Here is a 14,314-nt window from a genome sequence, read left to right as displayed (position 1 = left end):
AAAACGGCACTTCCTCTATAACAGAGCTACTGATATATGCACCGACAGCTTGGACGATGAAGCATTATTCTATTTTTTCTGGCACTTGGCGCAAAAATGCGTGCCTCTGCCTCCGACGACAATTTTTGTAATCATTGTTCCGCAATTTTTGCAGGGCTCATCTTTTTTTCCGTACACAAAATGCTGCAGCTGAAACATTCCGATTTCTCCTTGGGAATTGATATACGACCGGACAGTGCTTCCGCCGGCATCAATCGCTTCCTGAAGGGTATTTTTAATTTCAGCATGAAGTTTTTTGATTTTTTGATCTGACAGCTGATTTGCTTTTGTCTCGGGATGAACGCCCGCTCTGAACAGAGCCTCGTCCACATAAATGTTTCCGAGTCCGACGACCGTTTTCTGATCCAGAAGAGCGGTTTTGACAGCTCGGTTTGTTTTCTCCAGCCGCGCTTTCAAATACGCACTCGTAAATTCTTCTGCATCCGGTTCGGGTCCGAGCTGAGAAAGCGGCAGCTCCCCTGCTTCCTCTCCCGGTTTAAATAAATGCATGGTTCCGAATTTCCGAACATCCCTGTAACGCAGCTGGGTTCCGTCCGTCATCGTAAAAATGACATGCACGTGTTTATCGTCCGGCTCCTCCTCTTGGTGAAGGCCGTACTTTCCTTCCATACGAAGGTGGGAGACCATGACATAATGATCCAAGTTAAACAGTAAAAACTTTCCCCGTCTTCCGATGGACTGGATGGTTTCTCCTGCTAAGTTTCGCGCAAATTCCTCCGGTTCGGCAGGCCGTTTGATGATATTCGGCCATCTGATCTCTACCGATTTAATTGTTTTTCCTCTTACAAGCCCGGTCAGAGTGCGCCGGACGGTTTCAACCTCTGGTAATTCCGGCACATCCATCACTTCCTTTATCTCTGTTTATTTCGCATCGTACCAGGATGGGCCTGAAGCAAAGTCCACCTTTAACGGCACATCTAATGCAAGCGCATGCTCCATCACTTCTGGAACAAGCTTTTCAAGTATTTCAATTTCTTCCTTCGGCGCTTCAAAAATCAGTTCATCGTGCACTTGAAGCAGCAACCTTGTCTTCAGCTGCTTTTCTTTCAGCTTGGCTGCCATATCAATCATGGCTTTTTTAATAATATCCGCGGCACTTCCTTGAATTGGTGTATTCATTGCCGTCCGCTCCGTAAAGCTGCGGATATTAAAGTTTCGGCTCGTCAGTTCAGGGATATAGCGGCGGCGATGCAGCAGCGTGGTTACGTAGCCTTTTTGCTTCGCGTCCTGCACTGAGTCCTCCATATACGCTTTGACACCCTTGAAGCTTTCCAAATATCGGTCGATGAATGCCCCGGCTTCTTTCCTCGTAATGCCGAGATTCTGTGAAAGCCCGTAATCACTGATGCCGTATACGATCCCGAAGTTGACCGCTTTCGCCTGGCGTCTCATCGCCGATGTCACTTCATCCTTAGCGACATGGAATACATCCATTGCTGTTTTTGTGTGAATATCCATATCGTTTGTAAAGGCTTCGATCAAATTTTCATCCTTTGAAATGTGGGCAAGCACCCGCAGCTCGATTTGCGAGTAATCAGCCGCAAAAATGAGCCAGTCTTTTTCAGACGGAACAAAGGCCTGGCGGATCTTGCGCCCTTCCTCAAGCCTGATCGGTATGTTTTGCAGGTTTGGATCAGTCGAGCTGAGGCGCCCTGTTTGCGTTAAGGCTTGGTTAAAGCGTGTATGCACCTTGTGTGTATCTTTTTTTGTCACCTTTAAAAGCCCTTCGATGTATGTCGATTGCAGCTTGCCGATTTGTCTGTACTGCAAAATATAGGCGACAATATCATGTTTGTCAGCCAGCTTTTCAAGCACATCAGCAGATGTTGAATAGCCTGTTTTCGTTTTCTTCACAACTGGCAGGCCGATCTTTTCAAACAATATGACACCGAGCTGTTTAGGAGAATTGATATTAAACGGTTCGCCCGCAATCTCATGAATTTTTTCTTCATATTCCTTCAGCTTGGCGCTCAGTTCTTCTCCCATTCGTTTTAAGCGGTCAACATCAACCTTAACGCCTGTTGATTCCATTTCTCCGAGAATAAGCGCCAGCGGCATTTCCAGCTCCTCAAACAGCTCAAGCTGATCGTTGTTCTCCAGCTCCTGAACGAGCTTTTCCCGGAGGCTTTGAATGGCTAAAGCCTTTCTGACGAGATGCTCAGACAGTTCGCCTTCTGCCGGCACGGCGCGTTTTGCTCCCTTGCCGTAAACTGATTCATCACTTGAAACGATATGCAAACCGTAATCCTTAGCCACACTGGCAACGTCGTCATACGAATTGCCCGGATTAATGATATAAGCGGCAAGAACCGTATCAAACTCCGCACCTTTCAGCTCAATGCCCTGCCAGCGCAAAGCCACGACAGCCCGCTTGCTGTCAAAGACCCATTTTTTCTGATCGTCATTTTCCACCCATTCTTTAAACACATCAGACTCGACAGCAACGTCTTTTGGAATAAAGTAGGCTCCCGTTTCGTTCACTATCGAAAATCCGAGAATTGGCGCTTCATGATAATTATCGCCAATCTGTTCAACGACAAATGAAGATGGAGAAACCAATATATCGCTAGTCACGTCGGTGACTGTTTTAACATCAATTTCTTCTAAGGACTGATCCTGCTCCGCCTCTACACCGTCTTCCCCGAGCCGTTCAAGAAGCGTATTGAACCCAAGGTCCTTAAAGATGGCAATCACCTGTTCACGATTAAAGCCTTGATATTCCAGGCCCGAAACGGATACCTCAATCGGCGCATCGGTCATAATCGTCGCCAATTCCTTGCTCATCAAGGCCTGATCCTTAAATTCTTCAAGCTTTTCCTTGAGTTTTTTTCCGCTTACCTCATCAATTGATTCGAGCAGCTTTTCAACAGAATAGAATTGCTTTAACAGCTTAATCGCGGTTTTCTCCCCGACACCCGGCACACCCGGGATGTTGTCAGAGGAATCCCCCATTAAACCCTTCATATCAATAATTTGGTCAGGCGTGAGTCCGTATTTCTCCTGGACGTGCTCTGGTGTGTAAAACTCAACATCGGTAATTCCTTTTCTCGTAATGGCAACTGTCGTCTGATCTGTTGCCAGCTGTGTTAAATCCTTATCTCCCGAGAAAACCTTTACCTCAAAGCCTTCCTTTTCAGCCGATTTCGCGAGTGTGCCGATTATGTCGTCAGCTTCGTATTGTTCCAGTTCGTAGCGGCTGATTTGATAGGCATCAAGCAGCTCGCGGATAAACGGCATTTGTTCTGAAAGCTCAGGCGGGGTTTTCTGTCTTCCGCCTTTATACTCTTTAAATGTGCCGTGGCGAAACGTCGTTTTCCCGGCATCAAACGCAACCAGCATATGCGTCGGCTTTTCATCCTCAAGCATTTTCATCAAAATCATCGCAAAACCGTAAACCGCATTTGTATGAATTCCTTTATCATTGCTTAACAGCGGCAATGCAAAAAACGCCCGGTAAGCCAGACTGTTTCCGTCTACAAGCACTAATTTTTTTCGTTCCGTCATTCAATATCCTCCTAAGAAGCAACAGCTCCTGCTTCCATTCATCTCATAATAATAGTCTATAGCTTCTCTTATTTTAACAAAGTTCAATTTGAAAGGAAAATACACGAACCGATGAGAACACACAAAAAAGGACGGGAACACAAAAAGGTTCCCGCCGTCAAAATTGGCTCCTTGGATGAAGGGGTTCTACTACATCCTACCAGCATAGGTTTAACAGTGCATAAAGATATTGTTAAAGCTTTGTAAACATTAGACAGGCTTTTCAGCAGCCCGCTTCAGCGTCACAGTAAACACAGTACCGCGGCCCGGCTCGCTAGTCACATCGATTTTCCCTTCATGAGCCTCTATTAAATGCTTTACAATCGCAAGACCGAGACCGGTCCCTCCTGAGTTTCTGCTTCTGTCTTTATCAACGCGGTAAAACCGTTCAAAGATGCGGGGGATTTCTTCTTTCTGGATGCCGATCCCGGTATCGGAAACTTCAATCTGAATCTCTGTTTCACCCGGCTTGACATTGATAGCTACCGATCCCTTCTCCGGTGTATAGGTTAATGCATTGTTTACGAGATTCAAAAACACTTGTTTTAGCCGGTACGGGTCGCCCGCTACATAGAGAGGGTCTTTCGGAACGTTCAGCTGTAAAGAGATACCTTTCTCCGTCGCTTTATGCTTAAGCAGCGTCTCAATATCAGCCAGCATTTTCGCTGCATCGAACGTTTCGATGCTGAGCGTAAAGTTTTGCTGCTCAATCTTAGAAAGATCTAGCAAATCCTGCACCAATGATTGAAGCCTTTTGCTTTCCTTTAAAATAATCGAGAGAAATTCTGAAAGCGCCTCTTTATCCTCCATCGCCCCGTCTAATAGCGTTTCCGTAAACCCTTTGATCGATGTAATCGGTGTTTTCAGCTCATGAGAAACGTTGGCCACAAAATCTTTTCTCATCTGCTCTAATTTTTTCGTTTCCGTCATGTCATGAAAAACGAGCACGATCCCTTTCCATTCATCATCCGGCCCCATAATAGGAACGCCGTCCACTTCAAAATAACGCCTTTCAATTTTGATCGGAAGTCTTAATAGCTTGCATTTCTTCGTCTCAGTCATAAAAATGTCTTCGACAAGCTGGATCACTTCTTCATGTTCAAATGCATCATGATAAAGACGGCGCAGCATCTGATTCGGATTGACATGAAACTGCTTCGCGTAAGACCTGTTGACGAGATTGATAAAACCTCTTCCATCAATCATAATCAGCCCGGAGCCGATGTTTTCAATCACAGTCAGCAGACGGTCGCGCTGCATTTCCTGCGTCCTCGTCATTTCCATCAGATCAACGGCAAGGCTGTTCATGGCACGGCCAAGCTTGTCGGAACGCCTGATATAACCGCCGTATGTACGGGCATCGTAATTCCCCTTGGACAGCTCTGTTGCCATGTTTGTGGCTGCTTCAATAGATCTTTTGTAGCGAGAGGTCATATTAGAATAAAAGAAAACAATAATTATAAAAGCGGTACAAAGACTGGCTGTCAGCATGCCCCACATCTCGCCATTCAGACCTGAGCTTTCTTCACGGGAAGTAAGCAGCACATACCCCGTTTTTTCGCCTTTGCTCCTAAGCGAAAGCCCATAATAAAGCATATTCTCCTCTTTCGCGAGAACTCCCTCATGACCGGAGACAAGCGCCTGCACCTGCGAAGAATCCGCCGCGCTGCCGTCAGACCCGTACAGCACCTTTCCTTCTGTATCGATAACGGAGGCTTCTACATCAAGCGCACTGCCTGCATCTTTAATGACTTTCTCATTTGCCTGGTCATTCAGATTGCCGGCATCAAGCAGCGAAGCCATGTATTTGGCTTCCTTTTCAATGTGTTCCTCCGATTTTTTTTGATCAGAAGATTCAAAGAGCTGCTGTAAAAACAGCCCGAGTACACTAAACACCACAATCATACAGACAACGAGCACAGAAAAAAGGCGCACACGATATTTAATCATTCATTTTTGGCTCCTCCAATTTATACCCCAATCCCCTAATGGTTTTAATATAGATCGGTTTTTTTGTATTCGTTTCAATTTTGTCTCGAAGATGGCTGATATGCACATCAACAATTCTCGTATCTCCGGCAAAATCGTAATTCCAGACAGCGCTCAGAAGCAAATCTCTCGTCAGCACTCTGCCTTTATGTCTGCCTAAATACAAAAGCAGCTCAAATTCTTTCGGTGTCAGCTCAAGCTGATTTTCTTTAAAATAAGCTTCATAGTGATCGGGCAGGATCTTCAAATCGCCGATAACAATCTGCCCTTCGGTTTCCTCGTTTTTCATGTCATTAGAGGGTGCAGCCATTTCAGAACGCCTTAAAATAGCTTTTACTCTTGCATTGACTTCTCGAGGACTGAAAGGCTTGGTCATATAATCATCAGCACCAAGCTCAAGCCCTAGTACTTTGTCAAATTCTTCATCCTTCGCAGTCAGCATTAAAATAGGAAACATGAGTTTTTGCTGTCTCAGCTGCTTGCATACTTCAATTCCATCCAGCTTTGGAAGCATCACATCAAGCACAATCAAATCAGGATTTTCTGTTTCCGCCCTTTTGAGTGCTTCTTCTCCATCCGAAGCAGTAATAACCTCATAGCCTGATCGCTCCAAATTGTACTGCAAAAGTGTAACGATAGATTCTTCATCATCCACAACTAAAATTTTCTTGTTCATGCTGTGCCTCCAGTATCTTAATTCCCCGACATCCTATTTCTCTATTTTATGTCATCTTACCATGTTTCATGATTTTATTTTATCGAAAGCCGGACATTCCGACAATTCGCCTTTTACATCATTTTAAAAGAAAAATACAAGAGGCAGCTGAGGAATAAAGGGAAGCGCTTTCATTTGTAATAAAAAGAGAAAGGCTTCGATTAAACCAGCCTTTCTCTTTTTATTTTAGGATAATACTTTCATTACATTTTTGACAGATTCAACTGATTTATTCAGCTGTTCTTTTTCGTACTCTGTCAATTCAAGCTCAATGATTTGTTCAAGTCCGTTTCCGCCGACAATTGTCGGAACACCAAGGTAGATGCCTTCATAGCCGTATTCCCCTTCAAGATAAGCAATTGTAGGAAGGACGCGGCGCTGATCTTTTAAGATCGCTTCGATCATTTCTGTCAGAGAAGCCGCAGGCGCATAGTACGCGCTTCCGTTTCCTAAAAGATTCACGATCTCGCCGCCGCCTTTTCTTGTGCGCTCCACAATGGCGTCAATCCGGTCTTTTGGAATAAGGGTTTCAAGCGGGATACCGCCAGCATAAGAATAACGTACAAGCGGCACCATATCGTCACCGTGTCCGCCGAGAACAAAACCGGTCACATCTTTCACTGACAAGTTTAATTCCTCCGCCACAAACGTTCTGAATCTTGCCGTATCAAGCACACCTGATTGGCCGATTACGCGCTCTTTCGGGAAGCCAGACTCTTTATATACTGCGTATGTCATTGCATCAACAGGGTTTGTCAAAACCACAATGATAGAGTCAGGAGAATATTTCACGATTTCTCGTGTAACGCTTCTCATAATTTTTTCGTTTGTAGAGACTAGATCATCCCTGCTCATTCCAGGTTTTCTTGCGATACCGGCTGTAATGACAACAATGTCAGAACCCGCGGTATCCTCATAATTAGATGTACCCGTAATTTTCGCGTCAAAGCCTTGAACCGGGCTGGCTTCCAGCATATCAAGGGCTTTTCCTTTCGTTGGGTTCTCCAATTGCGGGATATCAACGAGAACAACGTCCGCCAGCTCTTTTTGAGCGGTTAAGAAAGCTGTTGTCGCTCCGGTAAAACCTGCTCCGATAACAGAAACTTTTTTACGAGTATTTCCCATGTCTCTCTTCTCCTTTATGGCTAATTTTAGGCTTTTTCCTAGCTTAGTCCATGTTTTTAATTAATTCTTCTCCGAACTCTGAACATTTAACTTCAGTCGCGCCGTCCATTAATCTGGCAAAATCGTAAGTTACGACTTTAGAAGCGATTGTTTTTTCCATAGATGTAATGATTAAATCAGCCGCTTCATTCCATCCTAAATGCTCAAGAAGCAGCACACCTGAAAGAATAACTGAAGATGGGTTTACCTTATCAAGTCCGGCGTATTTAGGAGCCGTTCCATGTGTCGCCTCGAAAATCGCATGTCCTGTTTCGTAGTTGATGTTCGCACCAGGAGCAATACCGATTCCGCCTACTTGCGCCGCAAGAGCGTCAGAAATATAGTCTCCGTTAAGATTCATTGTTGCAACAACATCAAATTCGCTTGGACGTGTCAGGATCTGCTGAAGGAAAATATCAGCAATGCTGTCTTTGATAATGATTTTGCCTGCTGCTTCTGCTTCACTTTGCGCTTTATTAGCGGCGTCTTTTCCGTCTTTTTCAGCAATGCGGTCATATTCAGCCCATGTGAAGACTTTTTCGCCGTATTCTCTCTCTGCAAGCTCATAGCCCCAGTTTTTGAAGGCGCCTTCCGTGAACTTCATGATGTTTCCTTTGTGTACAAGCGTTACAGACTTGCGGCCGTGCTCAATCGCATAATCAATTGCCGCTCTGACCAGACGGCTTGTTCCTTCTTCAGAAACAGGCTTAATACCGATACCTGACGTTTCAGGGAAACGAATTTTGTTGACATTCAATTCATTTTGCAGGAAACTGATGAGCTTTTGCACTTCTTCAGAGCCTTTTGCGTACTCGATGCCTGCGTAAATATCTTCTGTATTTTCACGGAAGATGACCATGTCAGTATCTTCAGGGCGTTTTACCGGGGACGGGACTCCAGTAAAATATCTTACAGGTCTCAGGCAAACGAATAGGTCAAGCTCTTGTCTTAGCGCTACGTTCAATGAACGGATACCGCCGCCGACAGGTGTCGTTAACGGGCCTTTAATCGCGATGAAATATTCGCGGATGACATCTAATGTTTCAGCAGGAAGCCACTCACCTGTTTTATTATAAGCCTTTTCTCCGGCATAAACTTCTTTCCACGTGATTTTCTTTTCACCTTTATATGCTTTTTCTACTGCGGCTTCCAAAACTTTTGAAGCCGCATTCCAAATATCAGGACCGGTTCCGTCTCCTTCAATAAACGGGATAATCGGGTTGTTTGGTACGTTTAATACTCCATTAGAGACTGTAATTTTTTCACCTTGTGCCACAATAAAAACCTCCCAGTATGTAATTCATATTTAGAAAACATTTTATTTTTCTTATATAGAAAACAAAATGATTTTTCTTAACATTCTAAAGTGTAAACCATCTTTGATGTTCTGAACAAGAGGCTAACTTCATTACCATAAGCCAGCCTCCCATGGTTCTTTAGGCTCTTTCTTCAATCGGAACAAAAGTTTGTTTGTCAGGGCCTGTGTAATCTGCACGCGGGCGGATCAGGCGGTTATTGTCATATTGCTCAAGGATATGAGCGAGCCAGCCGGACATTCTGCTCACAGCAAAAATCGGTGTAAACAGGTCATGGTCAATTCCGAGGCTGTGATAAACAGAAGCGGAATAAAAATCAACGTTAGGCGGAAGCTTTTTTTCTGATGTCACGATTTCTTCGATGCGAATCGACATGTCATACCATTTGCTTTCGCCAGTCAGGTTGGTCAGGCGTTTACTCATTTCTTTTAAATGTTTGGCGCGTGGATCGCCATGCTTATAAACGCGATGTCCGAAGCCCATTATTTTTTCTTTCTTTTCCATCTTGGCGCGAACGAAAGGCTCGACATTCTCCACTTCGCCAATCTCTGTCAGCATTTTCATGACGCCTTCGTTTGCTCCGCCGTGAAGCGGGCCCTTCAGTGCGCCGATTGCGGCAGTAATGCCTGAATAGATATCAGAAAGTGTTGCGACGCAGACCCTTGCTGTGAACGTTGACGCGTTCAGCTCGTGATCGGCATGTAAAATCAGCGCTTTGTTGAAAGCCTCAACCTCAATTGGCGAAGGCTCTTCACCGTTTAATGTGTAGAGAAAATTCTCGGCAATGCCGTAGTCTTCTCTTGGTTCAACAGGCTCAAGACCTTTGCGGATTCTGGAAAACGCTGCAACCAAACCAGGCACCTTTGCCTGAAGGCGGATCGCCTTTCTGTAGTTGGCTTCCGGGTTCATGGTATCAGCCTCGCTGTCAAGCAGGCCTAGTAAAGAAATCGCTGTCCGAAGAGCAGCCATGGGATGAACATTTTCGAGGGAATAAGATTTGAAGTGCTCAATAATTTCTTGCGGAACGGCAGCTTCTTTTGCTAACTGCTGTTTTAACTCATCAAGCTCTTTTTTGTTTGGCAGCCTTAAGTGCCAAAGTAAGTAAATGATTTCTTCAAAACTCGCATTCTCTGTCAAATCATCGATATCATACCCCACATATGTAAGGGTATCATCAATAATCGAACTAACAGATGATGTTGTTGCTACAACCCCTTCAAGACCGCGTGTCGCTGTCATATATAACATCTCCTTTTCAATAAATTTCCCCTTTAAGAGTGTTGTAAAAACATGAGGCTAACTTAAAAAGCATGTTGTAAGTATTTCTCCCCCCAAAAGAAAATGCTTACATTTTACAGCCTGCTGGTGCTGAAACCCTTTGCTTATGAAAGAACATAACAAATTCTTATAAGCTTTTTTAAGTTTGTGCCTATTCCTATTATAAACAATAATCAGACATTTGTTAAATGTTTACCTATAATTTTTTTTTTCATTTTATGATTTTCCCGAAAAAACGCCTTTATTTGCGGGTTTTCGGCATAAAAAAAAGCGGCAGCAAGCCGCTTTTTTCATGAAGTGAACAGTTTTACGAGCTGCATCGCAATATAAGCAATCCCCGCTCCGATCAGCGGACCCACTGCGACTCCGCCAAAAAGCGCGACTGCAAGTATGGTTCCGATGACAAGAGCAGTGGTGATGTGAGGGTCATTTTCCAGCAGGGTCAAGCCATTTTTGGCAATCAGCGCAACGGCAATTCCCGCCCCCAATGCAATCCATGCATAAGAAGAACGCATTGCCTCACCAAGCTGTTTAAATCCAATCTCTCCTGTGGCGATTGGTACAAGAACAGCTATTGTGATAACGGTCACGCCCCAGTTGATGCCTTTTGACTGGATAGTCGGAAAAAATTTTTGGTCAAGTCCCACGATTTTGATGATCAAAAGGACGGATACAGCAAAAAGCAGCGATTGATTTTTTGCGATAAGTGCAATAGCCAAGAGTAATATTAAAAATAAATTCGCTTGTGTAAACATGCGTCATCCCTCCTTTAAAATGAATGTATTCATATTCAGCCGGACCGTGAATAAACATAACAATAGGACATGCTGACGAGAGGAGGATCGTTTTTGTGAATCAATCCTATATCACTATTTTTTTCAGAACCCTCTTTGTCGTGTCGCTTACCGCCGGATCGGCAGCTGCTGTTTATTATTCATTTCCGTTAACATATCCGTTCCTCATTGCCCTTATTCTTTCAACAGCCATTCACCCTGTTGTAGACTACTTGGACAAGGTGACCGGATTCCCGCGAACATTAAATGTCATCGGCGTGCTTGCCTTTTTTCTGCTGGCAGCGTTCGGTGTGCTGACCATTGTGGTAGCAGAAATTGTTACAGGAACCGCGTATCTTGCAAAAACCCTTCCGCCTCATATCAGCACGTTTATCTCTTATTGTGAAAAGCTGTTTACCGCTCATATCCAGCCGCTCTATCACGAACTGACAGTTTTATTTCATGAATTGGAGACCAACCAGCAGGCTTCCATCGTCACGCACATTCAGGCACTTGGAGACTCCGCTGCCAAAAATGCTGGACTTCTGCTGTCTCACATTCTGGAAATGATTCCGAAATTTTTCGCGCTGCTTCCGAATACCGCGGCTGTTTTGATATTTTCACTTCTTGCTACATTTTTCATGACAAAGGATTGGCACAAACTGAAAGCGAAGCTCGTATCAGTGCTGCCCGATCGAATAACAGAAAACGGAAAGGCGATCAGCAGCGAGTTAAAAAAAGCAATGACCGGTTTTATTAAAGCGCAGGCTGTTCTTGTACTCCTTACAATGATTATTGTATTCTTTGGTCTTTCTCTCTTAAAGGTTGAACATGCAGCAACGATTGCTTTTTTAATCGGACTAGTCGATCTTCTCCCGTATTTAGGAGCAGGATCCGTTTTTGTGCCGTGGATTTTGTATTTATCAATTACAGGCCAGCTTCCCCAAGCAATTGGAATTGGTGTTCTGTACCTTGTTGTACTTGTTCAGCGTCAGCTGACAGAGCCGAAAATATTAAGCAAATCAATCGGAATAGACCCGTTGGCAACACTCATTGCCCTCTTCGCCGGATTTAAATTGTTCGGATTTTTAGGGCTGATTGCCGGTCCTGCTGTTCTCGTTGTCATCCAGGCTTTTATTACAACAGGTGCCTTAAAAGAAATATGGTCCTACATCACGATCCAGCAAAAATAAAACAGCAGCCCATGATGCAGGCTGCCGTTTTTCATTTTATAATGATCCGCTTATTCTTCGACATGCCTCTCAGCCATTTGAACAGGATCGGCTTACACCAGCTGCGGGTGAACGGGATAAGCAGGCATGCGCCGGCCAGGTCTGATAAAAAGCCTGGAAGCATCAGCAAAAGGCCGCCAATAAAGATGCACAGGCCGTCAGCAATCGCTTCACCAGGCATCTTGCCATATTGAAGGTCACGCTGAACCTTGAAGTAAACTTCAGTTCCTTGTTTTTTGGCAGCTGCTGCCCCAATGATCCCGGTCAGAATCATCAAAAGGACCGTCGGAAGAATGCCAATCAGCTTGCCCGAAAATAGAAATATGCCGATTTCAATTGCCGGAAACACAATAAAAAGCAAAAATAAAAACCTCATCTCCAGCCCCCCACATGTGTAAAACGCCTTCATTCAAAAATAGTGCCAAATAGAGAAAAAGGAAGGGAATACGCTCCCTTCCCTTTTCAGATGTGATTAAAGTACACTCGCACGGCCTTGGTAGACTGCTCCTCTAGAAGCGTCAACCGTAATATCCTGGCCTTCTGTCAAAATGGATGTCGCATTTTCCAAACCAACAATAACCGGAATGCCGAGGCTTAATCCGACTACTGCAGCATGGCTTGTCAAGCCGCCCTCTTCTGTAATTAGAGCAGACGCTTTTTCAAGAGACGCGATCATGTCACGGTCAGTGCTAGTTGTAACCAAAACCGCGCCGTCAGTCATTTTTTGTTCGGCTTCTTTCGCGTTTTGCGCAATGACAACCGGACCATAAGCTGATTTGCGTCCGATACCTTGGCCTTTAGCGATGATATTGCCGACAGTATGAACTTTCATCAAATTCGTTGTTCCTGACTCACCGACAGTGCCTGCTGTAATGACGATCAGATCACCATTTTTCACAATTCCGCTGTGTAATGATTTTTGCACAGCATCTTCCAGCATCTCATCAGTTGAGCTTGCATTTTGACCGCTTTCTGCGAAAACGCCGGATACAAGAGCGAGCTTTCTGGAAACAGACTCATTTACAGTCACAGCGACAATCGGTGCCTGCGGGCGGTATTTAGCAATCATACGCGCTGTATGGCCGCTTTCAGTCGGAGTCACAATCGCAGTAGCATTCAAGTTAATGGCTGTATGTGCAACAGATTGGCCAATTGCATCAGTAATCGTCATGCCTACTTGGTCTCTGCGTTTTGAAAGAATCTCTTTGTAATTCAGCGCCTCTTCAGAACGTGATGCGATATTGTGCATCGTTTGAACCGCTTCAACCGGATAGTTTCCGGCAGCTGTTTCACCAGAAAGCATGATTGCATCTGTGCCGTCGAAAATTGCGTTTGCGACGTCACTCGCTTCCGCACGAGTCGGACGCGGGTTGCGCTGCATGCTATCAAGCATTTGTGTGGCTGTAATAACCGGTTTGCCCAGTGCGTTGCATTTTTTGATCAGTTCTTTTTGCACGAGCGGCACTTCTTCAGCAGGAATCTCCACACCTAAGTCTCCGCGCGCAACCATTAAGCCGTCAGACACTTCGAGAATAGAATCGATGTTGTCTACGCCCTCTTGGTTTTCAATTTTAGGGATAATTTGAATATCCTGAGCGTTATGCTCCTCAAGAAGTTCACGGATTTCAAGCACGTCAGTAGAACGGCGTACAAAAGACGCAGCGATGAAATCTACCCCTTGCTCAATACCGAAAACGATGTCTCTCGCGTCTTTCTCAGTAATACCAGGAAGATTGACGCTGACACCCGGTACGTTAACGCCTTTTTTGTTTTTCAGTGTTCCGTTGTTTAGTACTTTTGTTTTGATTTCGCGTTTAGCGGCATTCACTTCAAGTACCTCAAGACCGATAAGTCCGTCATCTAAAAGAATCGTTGAGCCTTTTTCAACGTCCTCTACTAAACCTTCATACGTCACTGAAATTTTATCAGTTGTTCCAATTACCTCGTCCATTGAAACGATAAGCTCTTTGCCTGTTTCAAGCTCAATAGCGCCGTTTTCCATTGTATGTGTACGGATTTCAGGGCCTTTTGTATCAAGCAGGATTCCAACGTTTTTGCCGAGTTTTTTGCTCGCTTCGCGGATATTTTTAATACGTGCTCCGTGCTCCTCAAAATCTCCGTGAGAAAAATTCAAACGAGCCACATTCATTCCTGACTCCATTAATTTCGTAAGCATTTCAATACTTTCACTTGCCGGACCGATGGTACAAACAATTTTTGTTTTTCTCAATTCGTTCACTTCCT

Annotated in this window: 11 protein-coding genes; 1 reads left to right on the top strand and 10 read right to left on the bottom strand. The window is 44.5% G+C overall.

The genetic code is table 11. The features are described 5' to 3' along the window. Positions 1–69: 69 nt before the first annotated feature. The 8 genes from mutM to LJF29_RS00895 all read right to left on the bottom strand — a co-directional run bounded on the left by mutM (position 70) and on the right by LJF29_RS00895 (position 10,820). Positions 70–897 carry a DNA-formamidopyrimidine glycosylase gene (gene mutM / locus LJF29_RS00930; protein WP_010335266.1) on the bottom strand — a complete coding sequence of 276 codons (828 nt, stop codon included), beginning with the start codon at positions 895–897 and terminating at the stop codon, positions 70–72. Between the two features lie 24 nt (positions 898–921). After that, positions 922–3,564 carry a DNA polymerase I gene (gene polA, locus LJF29_RS00925; protein ID WP_229146511.1) on the bottom strand — a complete coding sequence of 881 codons (2,643 nt, stop codon included), beginning with the start codon at positions 3,562–3,564 and terminating at the stop codon, positions 922–924. Positions 3,565–3,813: 249 nt separating this feature from the next. Beyond that, positions 3,814–5,553 (bottom strand): two-component system histidine kinase PnpS, encoded by a 1,740-nt coding sequence (pnpS, locus tag LJF29_RS00920; RefSeq protein WP_229146509.1) that lies wholly within the window; start codon positions 5,551–5,553, stop codon positions 3,814–3,816. Further along, a complete protein-coding gene (gene phoP, locus LJF29_RS00915; RefSeq protein ID WP_010335269.1) occupies positions 5,546–6,268 on the bottom strand; it encodes a two-component system response regulator PhoP in 723 nt (240 codons plus the stop codon). The genes pnpS and phoP overlap by 8 nt, the downstream gene beginning before the upstream one ends. Before the next feature lie 225 nt (positions 6,269–6,493). Then, the gene (gene mdh / locus LJF29_RS00910; RefSeq protein WP_010335270.1) at positions 6,494–7,432 is read right to left on the bottom strand and encodes a malate dehydrogenase; all 939 of its coding nucleotides are present in this window, start codon (positions 7,430–7,432) and stop codon (positions 6,494–6,496) included. A gap of 43 nt (positions 7,433–7,475) precedes the next feature. After that, positions 7,476–8,747 carry an NADP-dependent isocitrate dehydrogenase gene (gene icd, locus LJF29_RS00905; RefSeq protein WP_010335271.1) on the bottom strand — a complete coding sequence of 424 codons (1,272 nt, stop codon included), beginning with the start codon at positions 8,745–8,747 and terminating at the stop codon, positions 7,476–7,478. Between the two features lie 160 nt (positions 8,748–8,907). Then, a complete protein-coding gene (citZ, locus tag LJF29_RS00900) occupies positions 8,908–10,026 on the bottom strand; it encodes a citrate synthase (RefSeq protein ID WP_010335272.1) in 1,119 nt (372 codons plus the stop codon). Between the two features lie 329 nt (positions 10,027–10,355). After that, positions 10,356–10,820: a DUF441 domain-containing protein gene (locus LJF29_RS00895; RefSeq protein ID WP_010335274.1), complete on the bottom strand. Its 465-nt coding sequence runs from the start codon at positions 10,818–10,820 to the stop codon at positions 10,356–10,358. A 95-nt stretch (positions 10,821–10,915) separates the two neighbouring features. Here LJF29_RS00895 and ytvI point away from each other — a divergent pair, with 95 nt between their 5' ends. Beyond that, a complete protein-coding gene (gene ytvI, locus LJF29_RS00890) occupies positions 10,916–12,031 on the top strand; it encodes a sporulation integral membrane protein YtvI (protein WP_229146508.1) in 1,116 nt (371 codons plus the stop codon). 31 nt (positions 12,032–12,062) lie between these two features. On the opposite strand, the gene LJF29_RS00885 is transcribed toward ytvI, so the two are convergent. Both LJF29_RS00885 and pyk read right to left on the bottom strand, forming a co-directional pair. Beyond that, positions 12,063–12,446, bottom strand: a complete 384-nt coding sequence (locus LJF29_RS00885) for an FxsA family protein (protein WP_024122457.1) — start codon at positions 12,444–12,446, stop codon at positions 12,063–12,065. Positions 12,447–12,542: 96 nt separating this feature from the next. After that, positions 12,543–14,300, bottom strand: a complete 1,758-nt coding sequence (pyk, locus tag LJF29_RS00880; protein ID WP_010335277.1) for a pyruvate kinase — start codon at positions 14,298–14,300, stop codon at positions 12,543–12,545. Positions 14,301–14,314: the final 14 nt, after the last annotated feature.

This window comes from Bacillus sp. LBG-1-113 (assembly GCF_020708615.1).
Classification (GTDB): Bacteria; Bacillota; Bacilli; order Bacillales; family Bacillaceae; genus Bacillus; species Bacillus mojavensis.
This window is presented reverse-complemented; position numbering and strand designations above follow the sequence as displayed.